The organism is Aequoribacter sp. (genome assembly GCF_965659035.1).
GTDB lineage: Bacteria > Pseudomonadota > Gammaproteobacteria > Pseudomonadales > Halieaceae > Aequoribacter.
Genome location: NZ_CBFHWH010000023.1, coordinates 1 through 21,742, shown reverse-complemented (window position 1 = coordinate 21,742; position 21,742 = coordinate 1). Strand labels below are relative to the sequence as shown.

At 53.4% G+C, this 21,742-nt stretch carries 23 protein-coding genes and 1 riboswitch; of the genes, 18 read left to right on the top strand and 5 right to left on the bottom strand.

All coding sequences use genetic code 11. The features are described 5' to 3' along the window. The first annotated feature begins 43 nt into the window (after positions 1 to 43). The 4 genes from ampD to ACTF5Z_RS05635 are packed head-to-tail and all read left to right on the top strand — an operon-like array spanning position 44 to position 4,321. The gene (gene ampD / locus ACTF5Z_RS05650; RefSeq protein WP_423849060.1) at positions 44 to 592 is read left to right on the top strand and encodes a 1,6-anhydro-N-acetylmuramyl-L-alanine amidase AmpD; all 549 of its coding nucleotides are present in this window, start codon (positions 44 to 46) and stop codon (positions 590 to 592) included. Between the two features lie 9 nt (positions 593 to 601). Then, positions 602 to 1,447 carry a hypothetical protein gene (locus tag ACTF5Z_RS05645; RefSeq protein WP_423853068.1) on the top strand — a complete coding sequence of 282 codons (846 nt, stop codon included), beginning with the start codon at positions 602 to 604 and terminating at the stop codon, positions 1,445 to 1,447. A 31-nt stretch (positions 1,448 to 1,478) separates the two neighbouring features. Then, positions 1,479 to 2,972 carry a sigma-54-dependent transcriptional regulator gene (locus ACTF5Z_RS05640; RefSeq protein ID WP_438984829.1) on the top strand — a complete coding sequence of 498 codons (1,494 nt, stop codon included), beginning with the start codon at positions 1,479 to 1,481 and terminating at the stop codon, positions 2,970 to 2,972. Then, positions 2,969 to 4,321 carry a protein kinase gene (locus ACTF5Z_RS05635; RefSeq protein WP_438984828.1) on the top strand — a complete coding sequence of 451 codons (1,353 nt, stop codon included), beginning with the start codon at positions 2,969 to 2,971 and terminating at the stop codon, positions 4,319 to 4,321. Before ACTF5Z_RS05640 ends, ACTF5Z_RS05635 begins: the two co-directional genes overlap by 4 nt. 12 nt (positions 4,322 to 4,333) lie before the next feature. Here the strand turns inward: ACTF5Z_RS05635 and ACTF5Z_RS05630 are convergent, their stop codons facing one another. Genes ACTF5Z_RS05630 through ACTF5Z_RS05610 form a run of 5 tightly spaced genes read right to left on the bottom strand, consistent with a single transcriptional unit; the run spans position 4,334 to position 8,903 of the window. After that, a complete protein-coding gene (locus ACTF5Z_RS05630; protein WP_438984827.1) occupies positions 4,334 to 5,218 on the bottom strand; it encodes a ketopantoate reductase family protein in 885 nt (294 codons plus the stop codon). 5 nt (positions 5,219 to 5,223) lie between these two features. Beyond that, positions 5,224 to 6,012 (bottom strand): phosphotransferase, encoded by a 789-nt coding sequence (locus ACTF5Z_RS05625; protein ID WP_438984826.1) that lies wholly within the window; start codon positions 6,010 to 6,012, stop codon positions 5,224 to 5,226. Continuing rightward, positions 5,973 to 6,551: a nicotinamide riboside transporter PnuC gene (gene pnuC, locus ACTF5Z_RS05620; protein ID WP_423849066.1), complete on the bottom strand. Its 579-nt coding sequence runs from the start codon at positions 6,549 to 6,551 to the stop codon at positions 5,973 to 5,975. Before pnuC ends, ACTF5Z_RS05625 begins: the two co-directional genes overlap by 40 nt. Then, positions 6,548 to 6,808, bottom strand: coding sequence for a YkoF family thiamine/hydroxymethylpyrimidine-binding protein (locus ACTF5Z_RS05615; protein WP_438984825.1), 261 nt, complete (start codon positions 6,806 to 6,808; stop codon positions 6,548 to 6,550). Before ACTF5Z_RS05615 ends, pnuC begins: the two co-directional genes overlap by 4 nt. 10 nt (positions 6,809 to 6,818) lie before the next feature. Further along, the gene (locus ACTF5Z_RS05610; RefSeq protein WP_438984824.1) at positions 6,819 to 8,903 is read right to left on the bottom strand and encodes a TonB-dependent receptor; all 2,085 of its coding nucleotides are present in this window, start codon (positions 8,901 to 8,903) and stop codon (positions 6,819 to 6,821) included. Between the two features lie 56 nt (positions 8,904 to 8,959). Beyond that, a riboswitch (TPP riboswitch) is annotated at positions 8,960 to 9,056 on the bottom strand. Positions 9,057 to 9,169: 113 nt separating this feature from the next. Here ACTF5Z_RS05610 and can point away from each other — a divergent pair. The 14 genes from can to ACTF5Z_RS05540 all read left to right on the top strand — a co-directional run. After that, positions 9,170 to 9,835 (top strand): carbonate dehydratase, encoded by a 666-nt coding sequence (gene can / locus ACTF5Z_RS05605; RefSeq protein ID WP_009575708.1) that lies wholly within the window; start codon positions 9,170 to 9,172, stop codon positions 9,833 to 9,835. Between the two features lie 131 nt (positions 9,836 to 9,966). After that, complete coding sequence (gene gspC / locus ACTF5Z_RS05600) at positions 9,967 to 10,962, top strand: type II secretion system protein GspC (RefSeq protein WP_438984823.1); 996 nt, start codon at positions 9,967 to 9,969, stop codon at positions 10,960 to 10,962. 16 nt (positions 10,963 to 10,978) lie between these two features. Next, the gene (gspD, locus tag ACTF5Z_RS05595; RefSeq protein WP_438984822.1) at positions 10,979 to 12,997 is read left to right on the top strand and encodes a type II secretion system secretin GspD; all 2,019 of its coding nucleotides are present in this window, start codon (positions 10,979 to 10,981) and stop codon (positions 12,995 to 12,997) included. Beyond that, positions 12,994 to 14,517, top strand: coding sequence for a type II secretion system ATPase GspE (gene gspE / locus ACTF5Z_RS05590; protein WP_423849071.1), 1,524 nt, complete (start codon positions 12,994 to 12,996; stop codon positions 14,515 to 14,517). The genes gspD and gspE overlap by 4 nt, the downstream gene beginning before the upstream one ends. 3 nt (positions 14,518 to 14,520) lie before the next feature. Further along, positions 14,521 to 15,744: a type II secretion system inner membrane protein GspF gene (gspF, locus tag ACTF5Z_RS05585; protein WP_438984821.1), complete on the top strand. Its 1,224-nt coding sequence runs from the start codon at positions 14,521 to 14,523 to the stop codon at positions 15,742 to 15,744. Positions 15,745 to 15,747: 3 nt separating this feature from the next. After that, on the top strand, positions 15,748 to 16,176 hold the full coding sequence (gene gspG, locus ACTF5Z_RS05580; RefSeq protein WP_009575556.1) for a type II secretion system major pseudopilin GspG: 429 nt from the start codon (positions 15,748 to 15,750) through the stop codon (positions 16,174 to 16,176). After that, on the top strand, positions 16,176 to 16,715 hold the full coding sequence (locus ACTF5Z_RS05575) for a type II secretion system protein (protein ID WP_438984820.1): 540 nt from the start codon (positions 16,176 to 16,178) through the stop codon (positions 16,713 to 16,715). The genes gspG and ACTF5Z_RS05575 overlap by 1 nt, the downstream gene beginning before the upstream one ends. After that, complete coding sequence (gspI, locus tag ACTF5Z_RS05570) at positions 16,712 to 17,101, top strand: type II secretion system minor pseudopilin GspI (RefSeq protein ID WP_438984819.1); 390 nt, start codon at positions 16,712 to 16,714, stop codon at positions 17,099 to 17,101. Before ACTF5Z_RS05575 ends, gspI begins: the two co-directional genes overlap by 4 nt. Beyond that, positions 17,101 to 17,778 (top strand): type II secretion system minor pseudopilin GspJ, encoded by a 678-nt coding sequence (gene gspJ, locus ACTF5Z_RS05565; protein ID WP_438984818.1) that lies wholly within the window; start codon positions 17,101 to 17,103, stop codon positions 17,776 to 17,778. Before gspI ends, gspJ begins: the two co-directional genes overlap by 1 nt. After that, the gene (gene gspK, locus ACTF5Z_RS05560; RefSeq protein ID WP_438984817.1) at positions 17,759 to 18,778 is read left to right on the top strand and encodes a type II secretion system minor pseudopilin GspK; all 1,020 of its coding nucleotides are present in this window, start codon (positions 17,759 to 17,761) and stop codon (positions 18,776 to 18,778) included. Before gspJ ends, gspK begins: the two co-directional genes overlap by 20 nt. A 22-nt stretch (positions 18,779 to 18,800) precedes the next feature. Beyond that, positions 18,801 to 19,991, top strand: a complete 1,191-nt coding sequence (gspL, locus tag ACTF5Z_RS05555; protein ID WP_438984816.1) for a type II secretion system protein GspL — start codon at positions 18,801 to 18,803, stop codon at positions 19,989 to 19,991. Continuing rightward, positions 19,988 to 20,458 carry a type II secretion system protein GspM gene (gene gspM / locus ACTF5Z_RS05550; RefSeq protein WP_438984815.1) on the top strand — a complete coding sequence of 157 codons (471 nt, stop codon included), beginning with the start codon at positions 19,988 to 19,990 and terminating at the stop codon, positions 20,456 to 20,458. Before gspL ends, gspM begins: the two co-directional genes overlap by 4 nt. Position 20,459: 1 nt before the next feature. Then, positions 20,460 to 21,203 carry a type II secretion system protein N gene (gene gspN / locus ACTF5Z_RS05545; RefSeq protein WP_438984814.1) on the top strand — a complete coding sequence of 248 codons (744 nt, stop codon included), beginning with the start codon at positions 20,460 to 20,462 and terminating at the stop codon, positions 21,201 to 21,203. Between the two features lie 27 nt (positions 21,204 to 21,230). Continuing rightward, on the top strand, positions 21,231 to 21,742 hold a 512-nt coding region (locus ACTF5Z_RS05540), incomplete at its 3' end, for an aminopeptidase P family N-terminal domain-containing protein (protein WP_438984813.1).

Genomic DNA, 21,742 nt, shown 5'->3' with positions numbered 1-21,742 from the left:
TGTTTAACGTAAAACCGAATGATACCAGTACTTAGGCATGAGTATGTACCTAGACCAGGGTTGGTTGAGCGATATTGTTCATAAAAGCTCGCCAAATTTTAATCAGCGCCCATTAGGGGTGGCCCCAGAACTGGTGGTGATCCACAACATTTCATTGCCGGCGGGGCAGTTTGGCACGGGTTTTATCGATGCATTGTTTTGCAACACGTTAGATTGCGCCGCGCACGAGAGTTTTGCTGATCTGGTGGGGTTAGAGGTCTCGGCGCACTTGTTGATTGAGCGCAGCGGCAAAGCTATCCAATTTGTAGGTTTTGACGATCGCGCTTGGCATGCAGGGGTCTCAAGGTACAAGGGTCGAGATAACTGCAATGATTTTAGTATCGGTATTGAACTGGAAGGGACCGACGACTTGGCATACACTGACGCTCAGTACAGCACCTTGCGCCAGGTGTTAACGATACTGCGACGTCATTATGATCTGGCCCACGATGCGGTCGTGGGGCATAGCGATATCGCCCCAGGTCGCAAAACAGATCCAGGTGCGGCGTTTGACTGGCAGCGTATCAGCGACGTATTGAATCGCAGCGTGTAGGGGAATTTTATGCTTTATTTGGCCAGCTTGGCCGCAGCCGCCTATTTACTGTTTACCGCGCAGCACAACCCCGTGGGGCGTTGGTTTGCCGATCGGGTGGACGACACGGTTGAATTTACATTGGGGCTCGGTTTTTCCGGACCCGCGCGCTTATTGGCCGGTGTTGCCGTGCCTACTTTGATATTTAGTTTGCTGTATGCATGGCTGCATACGTGGTTTTGGGGTTTGCTGGGTGCTGCGATTGTTGTTGCGAGCGTCTGTGCGGGGGTGCGCTTTGATTTGGCTCGACGACTCATTGATGATGTGCAGATTGACTGGCTGCGCGGCGACGCCAATACTGCGGAATTGCGCTTGGAGCAGGCGCTGGAATCTTGGTTGCCTAGCAATGACAGCGAATCGCTGGCGCGCACTCTGACTTTTGTCGAAAAGGCCCTCTTGCTGGCCCTGATCACCGTATTCTCGGGTGGCTTTTATTTTATTCTTTTAGGTCCTGTCGGCATCGTGCTGCACTTGCTGGCCGTGTTTTATCATCATCGCAGCGACGGTGCGCGCCCCGATCCCGTGTTAGCGGCGGTACTGTGGTTGCCCAGTCGCGTATTGGCGACGACCTTTTTATTGGTCGGTGACTTTAGCGCTGGCGCTCGGGTGGTCGGCGGTCTGTGGACGGACACCTCCTTAAGCGTGCACGCAGTCCTGTCTCGCGCAGCCCTGGCGGCCGTGCCTCGGTTAGAAGATCTCGATTCCTTTGGCGATAAAAGCAAGTTGCTAAGTTCTTTTGCGCTGTTGGTGGATTTGCTGCGACGCAGCGCTGTTGTTTGGTTAATTGTATTTTCTGTGTGGGTAGTGCTGTTGTGAGGTGGCATTCTCTTAGAACAGTCTAGTGGGCATGGCGGATTACTCAAAAAGCTTACTGGAATTAAAAACGCGACCTCAGGTCGCGGTGCCTCACTCGACCTATGCTGCCGTGCCTCTGCCCACTTTGTGTGTGGTCTATCACCCTCACGCATCGATGCTGGGTGCACGCTGCGTTATCTCCCCCGATCAAGCGCTTGCCTTTGGGCGTGAACTCGAGTTTACCGACGTTCAGGGCAATTCGTGTTTTCCTTTACTGGACCCGTTCATTTCGCGTGAGCTGGGTGCTTTGACTTACCGCGCAGACCAGGTAGTGCTGTCGCGCCGCGTGGGTGCCAGTGGTATCGAGTACCAGGGCCGTTCATTGGCCAGCGAAACTCGCTTTGATCTTATTGAGGGCCACTGGCATATCTTGAATTGTTCGAATCGATTGGTGCTCAGCTTGGGCTTAGACGCTCAGATCCAAGACGATTTGGCGGCTATGCCGAGCATTGTCGGGCGCAACTCCAACGTTGTTGCAATGCGCCGCGCGATACGCCGAGCGGCCGCCACTGAAGACGATGTGTTAATTACGGGGCCCACCGGGGTCGGTAAAGAAGGGGTGGCTAACGAATTGCACCGCTTCAGTCAGCGCCGAGCAGGACCCTTAGTGGCTGTTAATATGGCAGCGCTGCCAACGGAGCTGGCGGTGTCTGAATTGTTTGGAGCCGAAAAAGGCGCTTTCACTGGAGCGAACAGTGCCAAAAGTGGCTATTTTCGAGAAGCGGCAGGTGGCACCCTATTTATGGACGAGATTGGTGATGCCTCACCTGAACTGCAGGCACAATTACTGCGAGCACTGCAAACTCGCGAAGTTCAAGTCTTAGGTGGACCCACGCGAGAAGTCGACCTTCGGGTTGTGGCCGCGACCGAGCAAAGCACTCAAGGTGACCAAGCGTCTTTGCGTCCGGCGCTGTTTCATCGGCTCGCCCAGCAGCATATCGAAGTGCCGACGCTGTACGAACGCTTGGATGACATCGGCCTGCTGGCTGAACACTATTTTGCGGATAAACGCCGTGGACCGTGGAGTGGTGAGCTGAATGACACCGGCATCGCCAGCTGGTGCCAGGTGTTTGTGGCTCTAACCCAGTACGCTTGGCCGGGCAATGTGCGAGAATTATTTGCCGTGCTGGGTCAGATTGATTTAGACACTGACTACCCCACGGTGCCAGATTTGGCCCCATCAGACCAGGTTGAGGTGGCGCCTGCGACCCCCGTGCTGGCGGGTGATATTTCTGATGATTTATTTTTGCAAGCACTAGAAGCGTGCGACTACGAGGCTGCGAGGCTGGCGCAAACACTCCCCATATCGAGGACCAGCATCTACCGACGACGGGAAAAGCTAGGTGTGCCCAAGGCGAGTGATTACAGCGCTCAGGAGGTGGCGCAAGCGCTGAGCGCTCATGGTGGAGATGTCGGTGCGGCAGCGAAAGCGTTGAGGGTATCCAAGGCGGCGCTGCTGCGTTTGTATCCCGAGTATAGCGTGTGAACTGGGGGCCCTATCGCCTCATCCGCGTCCTTCACGAAGGCGGCGAGGGTACCAGTGTGCTGGCCGAAACCGATACCGAGCACGTCGTTTTAAAGTGGGTCTGGCGGGAGTTGCCCATTCACAACCAGGCTTTGGCTCGCTTACAAAACGCGGCGATCTTAAATCAGCATATATTGAACATTCGGGGCGTTATTAACACCGATGACGCTCAGGTGTTTGTGAGTCGATATCACCAGGGCGCGCCGTTGCGCGCTATTCTTGATGATGCGCGTTGCGATACCCAGGTGCGGCTGTTGATCGCCAGCCAGATCATTGCGGGTGTGGCTGGTTTACAGCAACACGGGTTGGTCCACGGCGATTTGAGGGTTGAGAATATTTGGGTGACGCGCTCGGGTCGTGTGCTGATTATGGATGTAGATCAACTCCTGCTGGCCGAATCGAGTCAAAATCGGACAGCCAAAATGGTGGCTTTGAATGCCACTACACCCGAACACTTGCGGGCAAAACCCATTTCGATCATCAGCGACCAATTTGCCTTAGCGGCCCTGTTAATTGAATTATTTACTGGGGCGTCACCTTTGGTCTTTGAAGGGCAATTAGTTCAAGCGAATGTGCTTCACCCAGCACTCCCTGACGAGAGCGCATGGCGATTTCTACCCACAGCGAGTCGAGAGCTTTGGCTGAATACTTTGGCCAAATGGTGGCAAAGTTCGGAGCGTCGCCGCCCTAGGCCCATCGGTGAGCTTGAGCGTTTGACCGCGTTGGGTGAGGCTCGAGTTCCAGCGCGAACTCAGCTCGCCGACCTAGCAAATGATCATGCGCAAGCAAGCGCGCCCGAGCCTATTTCCGCTGTGGTTCCTGAGTATCCAAGCGTCGAACCTTTACGCTCCACAAAACCGCTTCGCAAAGTGCCCATGAGTTGGCTGGCCGCGGCTTTCTGTGCGGCCTTAGTGACGGTCTTCTTGTTGCCTTCGTATTCTGTATCGGGTGATATGCATCGGCGAATACTTTGGGTGTGGCTGGATGACGGGGGACGTCAAGCGGTGCCTAACGATTGGAAAGTGCATTTAGAGCAGCGCTGGTTTAAGGCAACTGAACCGACAAGCGGGCAGCGTAAACGTTATTCTGTAGCGTGGTCATCGGAGGCTGTCGGACTCAGTTTGAGCAGGCCTCAGTTGAAGGCATTAATCGAGTGCGGTGAACTGTTTTGCTTTTTCCGCCTAAAACCGATGCTGGGTGGTCGCGATTCGTGGCATGAGCAGGTGCCGGTTCGGGCTTCTCTTAAACGCTGGGAGGCTGTAATGGATAGAGCGATTGCGTTTCAGCAATCGCAGTCGCCATCAGAGTGACCGCACCACGGTTTAACAAAGCTCCGGGAAACGCTGCTGGAATGCAGTCAAAGTGTTTTTGAGCTGTGGGGTAGCCACGTGATGTTTTGCAGCAACTGCAAGCAGTGGCGGTAAAATAGTCGAAATCTCAGTGCGCCGCTTCAGGGTGGTATCTTGCAACATTGACGAGCGGTTGGCGCCCGTTTTGCGAATGACCTCCCAACAGGTGTTGTGAAACCCTTGTGCCTGCAGCGTAAATCCCAGTGCCTCTAGTACTGCGCGAGCCTCGTCAATAGCAGTTTGTGTAATCGCCTTGAGCTCGCTATTTTCAAGCTCACCGTTGTAACACTGATGGAGTGCGGTCAAGGGGTTAATGACGGCATTGACGCACAGTTTCTCCCAGCGGTACGGGTCGATGTCTGTGTGCCAATGGCTATTCGGCACGGCCTTTTGCCACTCGCTTAACCAGTCGGGTTCTGGTCCAGAGCCCAAGCGTGTGACGCCGCTGCCTCCATGCACGGTGTGATGCGCCTCGTTACGATAACCACCCTCGGTGGTGAGTGCCCAATACACCGACCCTGTGGTGAGCTCGGCAATTTCAAGTGAGTCGACTAAGCCATTGACCATAATAACAATCTGAGCCGTGGGGCATAGCGCGTGTTTAATGGAGGTAATCGCTTTGGTGACATCGTAGCTTTTGGTACAGACGACCAGTCGCTCGATTGGATGGTCGCCGGGCACAAAGACCTTAATATCAAAGGTCTCGGTATGATTTTGATATTGCACCGTGTGGTGTGCAGGTAGCGGTTGGTTGGGCTTTGCAATAACCAGACACTGCTGTCCTGATCGGCTAAATCCAGCGTGCATTAACTGACCGATGACGCCAAAGCCGAGTATGTGCCAGGGTGGGTTAGACATGTCGCTTAGGGCGTTTGGTAGTGGTTAGGAGCGTGCATTGTAGCGCAGTGCCAAAGGATTGCGAGTTCCGCATAAATCGTTCTAAAAGCCTTAAGCTGTGAGCGTGTTTCGCGTGATGGCTGAGCTTGGCAGTAGTTCTGCAGCAAGTCGTGGGTGGCGTCGCTATTGAGTTGTTGCGATTCGGCGTAGATGGCTAAATCCCACCAGCGCGGTGCAAGGCAATGATATTCCCAGTCGATCAACACGACGCGATTACCTAGTTGCAGGACGTTGGTCGCCACGCAATCGCCGTGGCTTTGCACCAAGCGGGTTTCGAACTCAGAGAATTTTAGAGCGGCATGTTCAGCCTTTTGTTGGTTTGCCTGTGCCGTCCAGGGTCGATGCAGGTGTTGGCAGGATTCAAACCAGTAGCGAAACGCGTGTGCGATGTCCAGTTTTTGGCTGACTTTGGGGAGCTGATGGCACTGCTGCAAGAGCTTGGCAACCTCTCTTAATCCAAGTCGCAAGGGATCGGCCCCGCGCAGCAGTGTACTCTGGTTATCGGCCTGAAGTGCCAGCGTGTGTGGCGCCAGCCCGTGCTGTGCTGCGAGTTGCTGAACACTCAACTCACGCCACCAAATGGCGCCGGGGCGAGCGGTTTTGGGCCATCTGGCGACCAGCAAATCGCCTCGCAAGGTAAACCGCAGTAGGTTATGGCTGGACCCCTCTAAGCGCTGATAAGCAGCGCTGCAGGGATTAAAGCCCAAGAGCCCAGCTAAGAGTTCGCGTTCTGTGCTTGAAAGTGTTTTCGCCATGTCCAATAACCTAGCACAGCAAGTACCACATACAAGCCGAATAATCCCACCGTCACCCAAAGCTCGCTATTCGCATAAAGTTGCATTGACGCCAGGTCGATGACAATCCAATACAGCCAGTTTTCGAGCACTTTAATGGCCACCAAGTAGGTCGTGATAATGGCCCCCCAGGTAGTAAACGAATCGAGGTAGGGTTGGACCGCGTCGGTGTTTTGTTCAAGCCAGTAGCCACTACCCAGCGTTAATACGGCAATGCCTGCAACTATGAATGCATGTTGAGGTGGACCCAAGGTTTGTATGGTGCGCTCTTGGCCTTGCTCGCCCGACGTCCACTGCCAGTAACCATAGACCGCCATAATCAGGTAGTACACTTGCAGCGCGCTTTCCATAATGAGCTTGGCCTCCCAGAACAGCCAGAAAAATAAGCTGGTACTGATAAAGGCCATGATCCAACAGGCAATGTGCTCGCGCATGGCGAGGATAAGATAGGCAAGGCCAAAAGCGACCGCCAGCCACTCGATGAGTGCCGCGGTGTTCACTCGGCGCCATCCAAGCTGAATTCGCCGGGAATGAATTTGGCCGTCAAGACCTGTTTGCCAAATTCTTCAAAGCTTTGGGTCAGCGCAGCTTGTATGACCTGCATGACCTGTGTGGCCTCTCCGCTTATCTGCGTACTCATGGCGTTGCGGCGGATAGTGAGTTCTTCGCATTGCTCGAGTCGATCGATAAAAGCCAGGACAATCGTGATGTAGTCTTCGCTCAGTGGGTATAAGCTCAGTTCGGCGGTGAGTTGCATGTTTTGCTCCTTAAAGCTCGTAGCCCAAAGTAATGCCAAAGGTTCGCGGCGCACCGAATTGATAATAGGGTTCGGTCACGTAAAATTTGCGCGGGTCGTTACCAAAACTACCAAACCCTCTAACGGTCACGGTGGCATCGCCCAGGTTTTTAGCCCAGGCCTGTACATACCACTGCTCGCCTTGGTAGCGCACGCGAGCATTGAGTAAATGAATGGCGCGGGCTTTGGCCTCGTGACGGTCCGAAAAATAATAGTCATCGCGGCCTTCCATCGTGGCCCCGAATGTCCAGTGTGGGTTGATTTGGTAGTCAAGTCCAAGAGCGTATTGATAGCGCGGTGCTTGCGCTTGATCTCGGCCGGATAAATTCTGCCCGTCGGCGTTGATGTAGTTGTCAAATTCAGCCCACAAAAGCCCCAGGGCAGCGGTTGCGGTGAGTGACTCGCCGGCGCGCCATACCAGCTCTGATTCTATACCCGTGTTAGAGCCACTGGCGGCATTGTTCACGTAATCGATAAAGTTGGTGCTGCCGTCCTGGCGCGGCAAGACCAATGAGCCTTTAACCTGCTGGTCGTCGCGCTCCATTACAAACAGGGTGTTAAACCAGCTCAGACCGAGCTCAGGCCAAAGGCTGCGCAGTCCCAGTTCAACATTCCAAAGAGTCTCTTCGTCAAACACTTGCTGACCTCGCAGAAGCGCGGTTTGCTCCGGCGTTTCTGCTGTGGGAATAGAGGCCAATACGTTGGTGTTGACACCGCCGGCACGATAGCCTTTGCTGACTGACAGATACGCGCGATGCGCATCGTTGACTTGCCATAGAAACGCCAGTTTACCACCGATAAAGTCATCATCGGATTGGTTGTTTAAGGCTTCGGAGTCGCTGTAGCGTGCTTCTCGATTCTCGTAACGCAAACCCAATTGCGCTTGCAGCGAAGCGCTAAGGTCCCGATCGATTTGGCCGTACACGGCCCGATACTCGGTATCGTAGCGGCTTCCAAAGAGTGCAGGCAAGTAGGTGTAGTTGCGCTCTAGCTCCTCGTCGTTGTCGCGGCTGTATACGCCCACTAGCCAAGCACCATTCGGGGTGGTGCGCGTCAGTTTTATGTCGATTTCCTGGCCGCGATAGTCTCGCCGATATTGATCAAAAGACGAATATTCCCAGTCGGGCGCGATACCGACGTAGGACCAATCTTCATCGTAGCTATACTCGGTATCGCTGCGGCTGTGACTGATTTGTGCATTCAGCTGATAGTCGCCAAATTCATGCTGATGGCGAAGCCATATGGCTCGGGTCTTCTGACGATCCCGACCCGGTTCATCCGACAGTGTCGTGCGCGTGTTGTCCAAGGAAAAGGCGTCAAAGCCGTTGTCGGCGTCGACAGTCATTATGCCCAAATCGGTTTGGTAACCGTCCGCTTGCCACTGCAACCTCAGTCGAGCTTGTTGCTCATCAATGTTGTTGGTGTCCGCGCGACCTAGCGTTGCATTCTTAATCCAGCCGTCGCTGGTATTGCCACCTAAGGCAAGTCGATAATTCAGGTTGGCCTGCAATGGCCCCGTGCTGGTGAGTTTCCAGCTTTGAGATTGATAATTGCCCAATCCTAGTTCAATGTGGTGGGCGCTTTCATGGCTGGGTTCTGAAGACTGAATAGAGATCAGACCGGCGATTGCGTTAGCGCCGTGCAGGGTGCCTTGCGGGCCGCGCAGTACCTCTACCTGGTCGATATCGAGCGTGCTCGCGCTTAAGCCCAGTCCGCTAAAATCCATGCCGTCGACCAGTAAGCCTACCGACGGATTAATGGGCTCTTGATACTGGCTGCGTTCGCCAATGCCGCGAATTTGAAAATAGCGGTTGCGAGAAGCACCGCTGGCCGCATTCAGGTTGGGGATGCGGCGCATGACATCTTCAAGATGCAAAGCGCTTTGGCTAGCGAGCTGGCTGGCGGTAACCACACTGACGCTCGTTGCAGTTTGTGAAATGGAATAGTCGCGATGTTCCGCCGTCACAATAATTTCTTCCAGCGGATTATCGGCGTGCGCGAGCGCGATGCCACTGAGCAGAATGGCGCTTGTTAATGTCGTTTTGCAGTTTTTCATGAGGTCTCTCCCGTATTGGCTAAAGAGAGAACCGGGAGAAGGTGAGGTGAGAAGCTTGAATCTATCTACACTTTTCCTACGCCGGTTCTAACCGGATCAGGTTCAAAGGGTTTACCGAAGTATCTCAGGCCAAAGCCACCCCTAAGTGCGGCGAACAATAGGGCTTTTTGGCGGGCTTTGCAAGGTGACTTTGTCGCATTAGGTGTGATTTGCTTGGACTGCATCCTACTTAGATTTAGAATGGTGCCATTCTTTCCGGGGGTGTTATGAGTCGAACGAGTATTACAGAGTTGTTTCGCAACAACCGAGAATGGGCGCGCGAAGTACACGAAGCTGACCCAGACTTCTTCGCCAAACTTGCCGCCCAGCAAAGCCCTGAATACCTGTGGATTGGTTGTTCGGATTCCAGGGTGCCCGCCAACCAGATCGTCGGCTTATTGCCGGGTGAAGTATTCGTGCATCGCAACGTTGCCAACATGGTGGTTCACACCGACTTTAATTGCCTAACGGTGTTGCAATACGCCGTCGATGTGCTGAAGGTCAAGCATGTTTTGGTGGTCGGGCACTACAACTGTGGTGGTGTTCGAGCGGCCTATGAGGACGCTGACAATGGCATGATCGATAATTGGTTGCGCAACATTAAAGACGTTCAATTTGCGCACCAAGAAAAGTTTGATGCTCTGGACAGCGACGACGAAAAAGTCGATCTGTTGTGCGAGCTGAACGTGATGAGTCAAGTGGCCAACGTGTGCCGAACTACGATTGTGCAAAACGCCTGGGCTCGCGGGCAGCAGTTGGACGTACACGGCTGGATTTATCGTCTAAAGGACGGCCTGTTGCGCGACCTGAATTGCTCCGCGAATAGCGTCGAGCAGATCCCTGAAATGTACCGTGTTATCTCGAAGCATTCTGATCTGGCAACCTTGCGCTAGAGTCGATAGACTCTGCTGAGTCCCGATTGGGACACTTCAACGCAAGGCTGTCGTCATTTTGTCGTATTTGTTCGATAGACTGGGACGTTTAGCGTTACAATCGAGCAACAGAGGCGGCAAGACACAACATAATGACGAATGCGCAGTTTCCACAGGCCCTGACTACCGCAACGAGATGGCTTTCTCAGGATCTTGTGTTGGCTCGGCTACGCCTTGCGATTATTGCTTCTGCGTTAGTTTGGGTGGGACTCAATCTGGCAAAAGTGCCTTGGTTGTTCGTCGACACCAATATTGAGGTGCCCGCACCTACTGTCGTCGTCGATGCCGTCGACACGTCCCAAGTCACTGTTGATATCGATGCAATGAAAGCGTGGCACTTATTTGGTGAAGCCAACGGGAGTGCAGTACCTACGGTAGTTGCTGCCCCGGCGGTTGGTATTGAAGACGGCGCCAAAGAAACACGCCTCGACCTCGTGTTAGTTGGGGTGCTAGCGGCTCGCAGTGATGGCTTGGGTCAGGCCATTATTCAGTACCGTCAAGACCAATCGATTTATCGAGTGAGCGATGCTTTGCCTGTTAGCGGGCGCGTCTCTCTTGCCAAGGTGTTGCCAGACCGCGTGGTGTTGGACAATAACGGCACCTATGAGCTGTTAAAGCTTTACGATGAAAGTGCCTTGGCCAAGCGTCTGATGTCGACCGCGAAGCCCGCGGTACGTCAACCCACGCAAGCGCCCAGTGCTGCGCCGACCTCCGACGCGAATGAACCCAACGAGCGCGATTTGGCACGCTCTGAACGGCAAGCGCGACTAGATGCGAGACAGCGTGATCGGTATTACGATAACCCAGAATCTTTATCTGAACTTGTCTCGGTGGCGGCTGTGCGCAGTGCCGATGGACAGTTGGCAGGGTACCGAGTGTCTCCAGGCCCCAAAGGTGAAGAGTTTCAAGCCCTTGGGTTTCGTCCTGGCGATGTTGTAACCGAGGTCAATGGTTTGAGTTTGTCAGACCCGAGCAATGCTCTGGTGCTGTATCAAATGCTGAAAAGCGCAAGTGAAGCAAATTTTGTAATTCAACGGGGGGGCTCGCAAATGAACCTTACCGTGCAAGTGGGCGGTGATCGTCCCTGATTTATAGGTGATAAGAATGGTAAACCGCAGTTTTCGATTCATTGGCGTGCGCAAGCCCTTTCAGGCAGCGGCAGCGGTACTGGGTATGTGCATGTTACTCGCCGGCCCTGCAGTGAAAGCTCAAGAATATACGGTGAATTTGAAAGACACCGACATACAGGAACTCATCAAGTTTGTTGCCGAGGTGACCGACACGACCATCATTGTCGACCCGCAAGTGAAGGGTAAGGTCAAAGTGGTGTCCAGTAAGCCCATCAAAACCACCGAGCTGTACAGTCTGTTTTTGTCGATTCTAGATGTTCACGGTTACACCGCCGTTCGGTCGGGCGACGTCATTCGTATTGTTCAAAATAAAGACGCGCGCTCGAGCCCTGTAGCAGTGACGGATCCATCGCAAAACGATTCGACACCGGCGGGTGAGTATGTCACCCAGGTGATTCGGTTAGAAAATATCAGCGCCGCTAAGTTGATCCCAGTATTGCGGCCTTTGGTACCACAACAAGCCCACATGGCCGCGTATACCCCCAGTAACGCAATCGTCATCTCGGACTTGGCGTCCAATATTTCCCGCATTAATGAACTGATCTCGCAGATGGATCAGTCGGCCATTCAGGAAACCGATATTTTGCCCTTAGAATACGCCGTTGCTGAAGACGTGGTCAAAATGCTTGAGCAGCTGAATAAGTCTGAGGCGGCGCAAGCCGGTGGTGAAGAAACTGTGTTGTTGGTAGCCGACACGCGCACCAACAGCGTATTAGTGACGGGCGATGAGCTGCAACGAGCACGTATGCGCGCTTTGGTTGAGCACTTAGATACACCTTTGCAGCGCGCGGGTAATGTCAAAGTTGTCTATCTGAAGTACGCCAAAGCCGCCGACGTGGCGCAAGTTCTGACGAAAGTCATGCAAAATATCGGACGGCTAGACTCGTCTAAAAGCAAAACCAGTGGTGGGCACGATGCGACCATTGAAGCTGACGAAGGTACCAATTCCTTGATTATTACGGCCGACACAGACGAGATGGCGGCATTAGAATCGGTCATTTATCAGTTGGATATTCGTCGAGCGCAGGTGCTGGTAGAAGCCATCATCGTAGAAATGGAAGTCATTGATGGACAAAGCCTGGGCTTGCAGTGGCTGTTCGCCAACGATTCTGGGGTTTATGGTAGTAGTGTCTCTTCCGATGTCAGCACGGCGGGTGCGATATCTTCAGCGGTGTTAGGTGGTAATGCCGATGCGGCAAACCCTGTGGGTGATTTCGACTTGGGGCAGCTCGCCGCTGCGCTGGCGGGCTCACCAGGCTTGACTCTAGGGTGGGGGGCTATTGATAACGACTTGTCGATGACCGTCATCCTGAACGCGCTGAAGAAGCAGTCAAATGCCAATATTTTGTCAACGCCGACCTTACTGACCCTCGATAATCAAGAAGCGTATATCACGGTGGGCCAGAATGTGCCTTTCGTGACGGGTGCGTATACCAACACTGGCAGCGGTGGTAGCGGGGTTCAGAATCCGTTTCAGACCATCGAGCGCGAGAACGTGGGTATTACTCTTACCGTGACGCCGCATATTAACGACGGTGACTCGGTGGTGCTTGATATCGAGCAAGAGGTCTCGAGCTTAACGGGCTTGTCGTCGATTGCCTCGGATTTGATCACCAACGAACGTAAGATCCAGACCAAAGTGCTAGCGGGTGATGGCAAAACCGTCGTGTTAGGTGGGTTAATCAAAGATAACGTGCAGGATGGAACGCAGCGCGTGCCTGTCCTTGGCAGTATTCCTTTGCTTGGGCGTTTGTTCCGTAACGATGCGGTTGAAGTGACGAAAACGAATTTGCTGATCTTTATTCGCCCCACCATTATTCGTGACGATAGAGCCTTAGATAACGCGACTGCTAGCAAATACAAATTCATCCGAGAGCAGCAACTACAGCGCCGAGCCAAGGGCAGCAATCTGCTGAATTCTGATCGTATGCCGGTGTTGCCCGAGTGGCAACGCGATATTCAGGCGCTTGATGCGATGCAGGAGCAGCAATGAGCGAAGCGCTGGCTACCTCTGACCAGGCGGGTATGAGCGGGCTGCGTGCGCCTGTGCGTTTGGCTTTTTCCTATGCTAAGCAGGCTGGCGTTGTGCTGCGTGCGGGCGATGCGGGTTATGAGCTGTTAAGCGTCGGCAATCCAAAGCTCGAGACTCTGGCCGAGGTTCAACGCATTTTGGGGCAAGGGTTTAGCGTCGTCAAAGTCGACAGCGAGACCTTTCAGAGGGCCTTAACTCTCGCTTACCAGCGCGATAACCAAGAAGCCGTGCAAATGGCCGAGGACTTGGGGGCAGATGTTGATCTGTCGCGTTTAGCTGAAGCCATTCCTGAAACCGGCGATTTGATGGACGCTGAAGACGACGCGCCCATTATTCGCTTAATTAACGCGATTCTGTCGCAAGCGGTGCGCGATAAAGCCTCAGATATTCACATTGAAACTTTCGAGGACCGCTTGAGCGTGCGCTTTCGCGTGGATGGCATTTTGGCTGAGGTACTGTCCCCGAAGCGTTTGCTCGCGCCCTTGTTAGTGAGTCGTTTGAAAGTGATGGCGAAATTGGATATTGCCGAAAAGCGTATTCCTCAGGATGGCCGTATTTCAGTGCGAATTGCAGGCCACGCCATTGACATCCGGATGTCGACAATTCCATCGGCCCACGGCGAGCGCGTGGTGCTGCGATTATTAGACAAAGAAGCCGGACAGCTCCAGTTACAGCAGCTATCGATGCCTCAGCAAGTCCTGTCCGGCTACACCGAGGCGCTAAAGCGTCCTTACGGTATTATTCTGGTCACGGGACCTACCGGCTCTGGTAAAACTACGACGCTATACGCGGGGCTTACCCACATTAATCAGACTTCGCGTAACATTATGACCATCGAAGATCCTGTGGAATACATGCTGCCCGGTATTGGCCAAACTCAAGTAAATTCCAAAGTGGACATGACGTTTGCTCGGGGGTTACGGGCGATTCTGCGACAAGATCCCGACGTGGTTATGGTTGGCGAGATCCGCGATTTAGAAACCGCGGAAATTGCCGTGCAGGCCTCGCTGACAGGCCATTTGGTGCTGTCGACTTTACACACCAATACCGCTATTGGCGCTATTACGCGGTTGCGCGATATGGGTATTGAAGCTTTTTTGCTGTCGTCGAGTCTCGTGGCGGTGATGGCCCAGCGTCTCATTCGCCTATTGTGTAAGCAGTGCAAAGAGGCGAGGCCATTGAGCGACGCTGAGCGTAAATTGCTGAGTTTGCCCGATGACGCCGAGGTTGATCACCTCTATCACCCTAAAGGCTGTAACGCGTGCAACGGCTCGGGCTATAAAGGCCGAACGGCCATTTACGAGTGGATTGACGTGGATCGCGCGCTGCAAACGCTCATCCACGACGGTGCCAGCGAGCAAGCGATGACCGACGCCGTTCGAGCAAAATCTCCCGCGATCTTAGACGATGGTCGGGCTCGAGTTTTAAGCGGTAGCACCTCGTTAGAAGAGGTGCTGCGCGTAACCAGCACCATGGGATAACCCATGCCAGCTTTTCGCTATAAAGCCTTAGACGCCGATGGTAAGCTCGTAAAGGGGTTGTTAGAGGGCGATTCTGATCGCCACGTGCGGGCCTTGTTGCGCGAGCGCTCGCTGCGACCTGTGGCTATCGACGATGCGGGCAAGGTGGCGCTTAACGATCGAAAATCGCTGGCATTTCTATTTACCGCGACGAAAGTGTCGACCGGCGATTTGGCTCTGATGACTCGCCAGTTAGCGACTTTAATTCAATCTAATATGCCTATTGACGAGAGTTTGCGCGCCGCGGCGGAACAGTCTCGTAAGCCCAAACTCAAGGCTCTGTTATTACAGGTGCGCGCTCGAGTCGCCGAAGGTTACACTTTGGCTTACGCCTTGGGCGAGTATCCTAAGGTCTTTGACGAAATGTATCGCGCGATGGTCACAGCTGGTGAACACGCCGGATTTTTGGCGCAAGTACTGATGCAGTTAGCTGATTACACTGAGCAGCGGCAATACACGCAGCAGAAATTGATGATGGCGCTGATTTACCCCTTTATTTTGCTGGGGGTGGCTGTGTCGGTGGTTGTCGCTTTGATGGTCTACGTTGTGCCGGAGCTGGTGGGCATCTTTGCGCACACTCAGACCGATCTGCCGCCTCTAACCGTGGGTCTTATTGCCGTCAGTGATTTTTTGCAGCATCGCGGTTTGTGGCTGTTGGTCACTATTGTGGTCGTTATTTTTGCGTGGCGTTATTGGGTGGCGCAGCCCAACAATAAACGGCGTTGGCACCGGGCGCTGTTAAAAATACCCTTCGTATCCCGAGTCGTGATTGCTATGGATACCGCCCGCTTTGCGTCCACATTGAGTATTCTAATGGTCAGTGGTGTGCCACTGTTAGAGGGCTTGCGAATTGCGGGTCAAGTACTCAGCAATTTGGTGCTTCGCCAGGACGCCAGTGCTGTGGCCCAAGCGGTCGAAGAAGGAGGCAGCCTGCATCGTGCCCTGGCGGCCAGCGGTCGCTTTCCGCCCATGATGGTGCACATGGTCGCCAGTGGCGAGGCGAGCGGTGAGTTAGAGCAAATGCTCGAGCGCTCGGCCACTAACCAAGAGCGCGAGCTTGAAATGACGATGGGTACGGTCAGTGCCTTGTTTGAACCCCTGATGGTCGTATTCATGGGCGGCATGGTGTTAACAATTGTATTGGCGATTTTATTGCCAATTTTTGATTTGAATTCGATGGTGAGGTAGCGGATGAAACAGCAAGGGTTTTCTTTAATCGAGATCTTAGTCGTACTGGTCATTATGGGACTGTTAATCAGTGTCGTGGCGCCAACGGTATTAAATCGGGCAGACGAGGCAAGGGTGCAGAAGGTCTACGCGGATTTTAAAGCGATTGAAACAGCGCTTAAGATTTACCGGCTCGATAACTACGTCTATCCTTCCACAGAGCAGGGCTTAGAAGCTCTAGTCGCCCCCAGCTCGATCGCCCCTGAGCCCCGCAATTTTAAGAAGGGTGGTTACCTGCCCGAGTTGCCACTGGATCCATGGGGTCGACCTTACCTGTACTTGCAGCCCGGTGAAAATGGCGAAGTCGATATTTACTCGCTTGGCGCAGATGGTCTGTCAGGCGGTGAAGAACAGAACGCCGACATTGGTAATTGGACCAAGCCGACCGCCTAATGCAAGTTGAGCGCCACCGAGGATTTTCGTTAATCGAAATACTGGTCGCAGTGTTCGTGATCGTGATGGTCGCTTCGGTGGTTATGCTCAATGTCAGTTCGCCCACACGTGATCGTCTAGCACAAGACGCCGCCCAGCAATTTGCTCGAACCTTGAACTACGCCCTAGAAGAAGCGGAGTACGCCAACGCCGTGTATGGCTTATTTGCGGAACGCGTAACATCGGACAGCCGCGACATCCTGCTTACCTATAAACACATCGAAGACAACCGCTGGGTCAGTGTGAATGATCAGGTGCTAAGCCAAGCTCTGCGCTTTGATGCCGAACTCGAGGTCGAGTTAGAAGTAGAGGGTACCTTGGTGGATATCAAGGCGCGGCCCGTCGAGACAGAACAGTGGCAACCTGTGTTGCGTTTGCTGCCCAGTGGCGAAATGAGCGCGGGCCGTCTAATTATTACAGATGACAATGACACGTCGCGATTTTGGCGCGTGGAGTGGACGATCTTCGGTGGTGCCAAAGCGATGTTGGAGCAGCCATGAGGCCCTCAAAACGACAGCTTGGCTTTACCTTGGTTGAGGTAATGGTCGCTTTGGCCGTGGTGGCGGTGGCTCTTCCGGCACTGCTATTCGTATACATGCAGCAAGTCGATAACACTGGGTATTTGCGCGACAAATGGCTGGCCTCGCAAGTGATTGAAAACAAGTGGGCCGAAGTTCACCTGCTTACACAAACACGTGGTTTCAAACTTGATGGTAAACAAACCGGCGAAGTTACCCTAGCGAATCGTCAGTGGACCTGGTTGTTAACAAAAGAAAAAACCCCAGTAGACTTCTTTTTTCGTTACGAACTCAAAATCTTTGCTGCCGAGGACGACGACTTGCCCTTGTTAACGCACGTGTTTTTTCTGCGTGAAGAGGGCTCGTAATGAAGTGCTCCCGCGAACAGCAAGGTTTTACGCTAATCGAGGTGCTGATTGCCATGGCTCTGACTGTGGTGGTCGCAAGCATTGCCTACAGCGGTTTGTCGGCGGTGTTAGATAGCCTAGACCAAACTCGCCAGGCGATGAACAGAACAAGCGAGCTCAGCAAAGCCTTGCGCATGATCAGCCGCGATGTGAATCAAAGCGTTAACCGGTCAATTCGCGATGAGCTGGGTTTTACCGAGCCCGCTATGATCGGTGGTGACAGTTACCGGGGGATGTTGGGTTTGACCCGCTCAGGTTGGATGAGTATGGGGTCGACGCCGCGCAGCCATCTAGAACGCGTGTATTATTACTTAGACGACAACACCTTGTATCGTATGCGTTCGACCGTGCTCGACCGCAGTTATCGACTCGATCCGGATAACCCAACGGTGCCCGGGGATGGCGCCGTAGCGATGTTAGAGGGGGTGACACGGTTCGACGTTGTGTTTTTGTCGCCCGAGTTGATCTCGAGTCTGCCGTCGCGTCCGAGCGATGGCACTCTTGATACCTCACGGTGGCTACGAGATTGGGGCGTCGAGGGAACACCTAATCAGGAGTTGCCGGTGGCGCTAGAAATACGCCTAACAATAGATGGCCTAGGGGATATGGAGCGCGTGTATGTATTGCCGCAATCCTAGTCGTCAAAGCGGTGCCGCGCTGGTGGTCGCGCTACTTATTTTTGCCCTGTGCGCTGCGTTGTTGGTCAGCATTGAAAAAGAAGGTCAGCTGTTTTATCAGCGAATGGCTAACGGGTTTCAGGGTCAGCAGACCTATGCTTACTTGTTGGGTGCAGAGCAATTGGCCTTTAATTTACTGCAGCTCGATAACGAGCTGGACGCACAAACCGAGTTGCCGCGCGACACGCTCATGGAAGTTTGGGCCGAGCAGAGCCCGCCCTATCCTCTAGACGAAGGCGGCTATTTAGTGGGTCGATTGGAGGATTTAGAAGGGCGTTTTAACTTGAATACCTTGGTTGGTAACACCGGGGCCACGGATTCTTCCGCTCTCACCTTGGATCAGCGCATTTTTGTGCGCTTGCTACTGACTTTGGGTAATGATGACGGCCCTTTGCTTGACCGCTTTCAAGCCGTGGCCATTGTCAATGCGATTGGTGATTGGCTCGATGGTGATAACAACCCCCGGTCCAATGGGGCTGAGGATTTGGTGTATCAGTCTAAGCAGCCACCGTATCGCGCGGCCAATCGGATGTGGGTAAGCCCCAGCGAGCTGATGGCCATCGAAGGTGTTACCTGGGAAATCTATCAGCAGTTGGCGCCTTTGGTGACGATTTGGCCCGATGACGGTGGTAAGATAAATATTCATACGGCACCTTTGCGAGTGCTGCAGGCTTTGCCGGGTGGCGAGCAGCTCGAACCAAAGTTAGCTTCTGACGTGCAAATGTTGGTCGAGCAGCGCGATCAACTTGGGTTTGGTTCGGTGGATGAATTGCTGCAAGATCCGTTTTTTACCGAGAATGATCGAGCTGCGCTGCAGCCTTTGTTGACCGAAAAAACGAATACATTTTTACTGATGGCCGAGGCCTCCGTTGCGGAACGCTCTCAGCAACTATACTCTGTGCTCTCGCGCAAAAACGGGCAGTTTCGCGTGCTGACCCGGGTGCAAGGATCGAGTTTATGATAACCAACAAGCGAGGTTGGGTGTGAAAGCCGTAATCAAATACGATGAATCGGGGGTCCTAGTACTGCAACGTCTGCAAGTACACGCGACTCCTGTGCCGCTTGCGACGCCGGATGGCATGGCGCAACTTCATGCCCTTCTGCAAAACGACCGCAGTTCCGTTGTGTTTGCTTTTCCCAGTGAACAAGCGACCTTGCTGACCCATCAGGTCGAAAAGGCCGAACGAAAGCTGCTCTCGCAGTCTTTGCCTTACAGTTTAGAAGATCGGCTGGCAGAAGACATTGACGAGTTACATTTTGCCCACCGATGGCTCAATGAGGGTGAGGTCGCAGTCGCTGTTGTTCGCAAAGCGTTAATGGACGACTGGCAGCAAGAGCCTGCGATTAGTCCTGTTGGACAATGGGTGCCCGACACTCTGCTGTTACCCGTGTCTTCAAGCCAATGGGTCGTCGTCGTCGAGGCCAGCCGCTGTCTTGTCAGGGTCTCTAACGAACGTGCGTTCGTGTGTCAGCCTGACTTGTTAAACGTATTTTTAAGCGCCAGTTTAGAGTCTGGCGCGCCGGACTCTATTGTGGTGTATAGCCCATCGGAATCTGAGCTTCCGGACTTAGACACCACGCTGAAAGACTTAATGCTGGTGCGTAAGGGCGGGTGGTTGGATGCCGTCATGATGAGCAGTGAAGTTCCGGCTTTGCTGAATTTACGTCAGGGCAGTTACGCCCCAATTTTACCATGGGCGAGTTGGTGGCAGCAGTGGCGTTGGGTTGCCGCTACTCTTTTGGGTGCCGCACTTATTCAGGGAGCACTGTCTTACTCGCAGTTTCAGCAGGCGCAAAGTGTGAACTTAGACATAAGGCGCGATATCGAAACACGCTACCGTGAAGTTTATCCCCAGGGTGCGATCGTGGATGCCGAAAAGCAGCTAGAACGACAGTTGCGATCGTTGCGGGGCGATGCGCAAAGCGCGGGATTTATGAGTCTGCTCGAACAAGCCGGCGTTGTGCTTAATGCGGTACCGGGTACACAACTCATCAATTTAAACTACACCGATCGCAACGGCCAGCTGGGCTTAACCTTAATGGCGTCGGATTTCGACGCTCTGGAAACTTTGCGCTCGAAACTCGCGAGTGCCGGTCTCAAGGTAGAGTTAGAAAATTCTAATGCGCAGGGTGATCAGGTGCGTGCTCGACTGCGCGTGGGAGGGCAACAATGAAAGTATGGTTTTTAGCTCGAACACAAAGTGAACAGCTGAGTTTGGCTGTGCTTGGCGTCTTTGTGCTGTGTTACAGCCTGCTCATGGGCGTATTGGCTCCTCTGGCAGACGCAAGAGACGAGGCACTTCAGCAAAACGCGCGAGCACTGGAGGTTAAGCAGCGAGTCAACGCGATGGTTGCCGAGATCAGTGGCCTACGAGGTGAAGGCAGCGCCGCAGGCCCTAAAACCACCTTGATGAACTTGATTAACCAGGCGAGTCAGGCTGAAGGTTTGCCCATTGCTCGTTTGCAGCCCAGCAGTAATGGGGAGTTACAGGTAAGGTTTGAAGGCGTTGTGTTCAATGACGTTGCCCAATTTTTACACGCTCTAGAAATCGAGCAGGGTGTTATCGTTCGCGAAGTGAACTTATCGCAGTCCGATGTGGGTATGGTTGCCGCGACGATTCGTCTGGCACAGGGTGGCTAAATTGAAACTGCGCTATGCCTTGAGTCTAGTTCTGGTGGTGTTTGTGGGTAGCGTGCTCGTGAATGCCCCCGCAAGCTTTCTGGTGAAACCGCTCGCTCAACAACATGTCTATCTAGAAGGCGTTCATGGTTCGATTTGGAGGGGCAAAGCCCAAAGTTTGTCGGCGCGTGCTAACGGCGAGATTATCAGTTGGGGGCAGGTCGAATGGCAGTTGTCGCCAATGAGTTTGCTGTCGTTGTCGCCAACCGTGGCATTTTCAACCGAGCTCGGCAGTCAATGGATGCAGGCCAAAGTGACCTTGGATTCCTTGGAATCGATTCAATTAGAGCATGTCCGGGGCCGTATTCCTGCCGCAATTGTGCGCTTGTTTGCACCCTTGGCAGTAGACGGTGCCTTTGAATTCAGCTTTCCAGATTTGCAGTGGTCGCAAAGCCGAGGCGTGTTGGCCTTGACGGGATCTTTACGCTGGATAGATGCGGTATGGCTAACACAGACCGATCGCGTTCGTTTGGGTTCTTACGAGTTGGCGCTGACTTCTGAGGGACCAGATATTATAGGTTCCGTTACCACCCTCAAAGGTGCTGTTCAGGCAGCAGGCGAATTGCGAGCCAAAGATCAAAACTACACGGTTGATTTGTTGATTGAGCCCAGTGGTCCAGCCGAACAGCGTTTACGTCAAAATCTATCGTTAATTGCGCAGCCGGAAGGTAAGGGATTGCGCATCAAATTATCAGGTCAGTATTGAACTGATCTTCACTGTTAAGGAGGCTATGTGGCAGTGCTTTCAGAGTTGCGTAACCAAATGCAGCAGCAAGGTTTAGATGCGTTAATCGTTCCGCGTGCCGATGAGTTTTTAGGGGAATATATCCCCGAATCAAACGAGCGTATGCGATTTGTCAGCAAATTCACGGGATCGGCGGGTTTAGTGATTGTGACGCTGACCAGTGCGTCGGTATTTGTCGATGGGCGCTACACTGTTCAGGTCAAACGTCAGGTCGATACGACCGATTTTGAAATTGGTGATTTAAGTGATGCCCAAGCGATGGCGTGGGTTGAAGCGAATACAGACGTCGAGGGCAAAATTGGTGTCGACGCTAAGACCGTATGTCAGACGCAATTTGAGCGCTGGCAAAGTTTACTGGATGGCCGTGAGCTACTTGATACGCAACAGAATGTCATTGACGCTGTATGGTCAGATCGACCGGAGGTCGTTGCGCGGCAAGGTTTTCGTCTTGCGGAACGTTTCACCGGTGAGTCTTCGCTATCAAAACGCACTCGCCTAGG

Bases quoted from the DNA above. Each gene is read 5' to 3' on its own strand.
- gspK (WP_438984817.1), top strand. From the start codon at position 17,759: ATGTATTGCCGCAATCCTAGTCGTCAAAGCGGTGCCGCGCTGGTGGTC.
- gspG (WP_009575556.1), top strand. From the start codon at position 15,748: ATGAAACAGCAAGGGTTTTCTTTAATCGAGATCTTAGTCGTACTGGTC.
- ACTF5Z_RS05640 (WP_438984829.1), top strand. From the start codon at position 1,479: ATGGCGGATTACTCAAAAAGCTTACTGGAATTAAAAACGCGACCTCAG.
- ampD (WP_423849060.1), top strand. From the start codon at position 44: ATGTACCTAGACCAGGGTTGGTTGAGCGATATTGTTCATAAAAGCTCG.
- gspJ (WP_438984818.1), top strand. From the start codon at position 17,101: ATGAAGTGCTCCCGCGAACAGCAAGGTTTTACGCTAATCGAGGTGCTG.
- ACTF5Z_RS05630 (WP_438984827.1), bottom strand. From the start codon at position 5,218: ATGTCTAACCCACCCTGGCACATACTCGGCTTTGGCGTCATCGGTCAG.
- gspE (WP_423849071.1), top strand. From the start codon at position 12,994: ATGAGCGAAGCGCTGGCTACCTCTGACCAGGCGGGTATGAGCGGGCTG.
- can (WP_009575708.1), top strand. From the start codon at position 9,170: ATGAGTCGAACGAGTATTACAGAGTTGTTTCGCAACAACCGAGAATGG.
- gspC (WP_438984823.1), top strand. From the start codon at position 9,967: ATGACGAATGCGCAGTTTCCACAGGCCCTGACTACCGCAACGAGATGG.
- gspD (WP_438984822.1), top strand. From the start codon at position 10,979: ATGGTAAACCGCAGTTTTCGATTCATTGGCGTGCGCAAGCCCTTTCAG.
- ACTF5Z_RS05575 (WP_438984820.1), top strand. From the start codon at position 16,176: ATGCAAGTTGAGCGCCACCGAGGATTTTCGTTAATCGAAATACTGGTC.
- ACTF5Z_RS05610 (WP_438984824.1), bottom strand. From the start codon at position 8,903: ATGAAAAACTGCAAAACGACATTAACAAGCGCCATTCTGCTCAGTGGC.
- gspF (WP_438984821.1), top strand. From the start codon at position 14,521: ATGCCAGCTTTTCGCTATAAAGCCTTAGACGCCGATGGTAAGCTCGTA.
- gspM (WP_438984815.1), top strand. From the start codon at position 19,988: ATGAAAGTATGGTTTTTAGCTCGAACACAAAGTGAACAGCTGAGTTTG.
- ACTF5Z_RS05615 (WP_438984825.1), bottom strand. From the start codon at position 6,808: ATGCAACTCACCGCCGAACTGAGCTTATACCCACTGAGCGAAGACTAC.
- ACTF5Z_RS05625 (WP_438984826.1), bottom strand. From the start codon at position 6,012: ATGGCGAAAACACTTTCAAGCACAGAACGCGAACTCTTAGCTGGGCTC.
- ACTF5Z_RS05645 (WP_423853068.1), top strand. From the start codon at position 602: ATGCTTTATTTGGCCAGCTTGGCCGCAGCCGCCTATTTACTGTTTACC.
- gspI (WP_438984819.1), top strand. From the start codon at position 16,712: ATGAGGCCCTCAAAACGACAGCTTGGCTTTACCTTGGTTGAGGTAATG.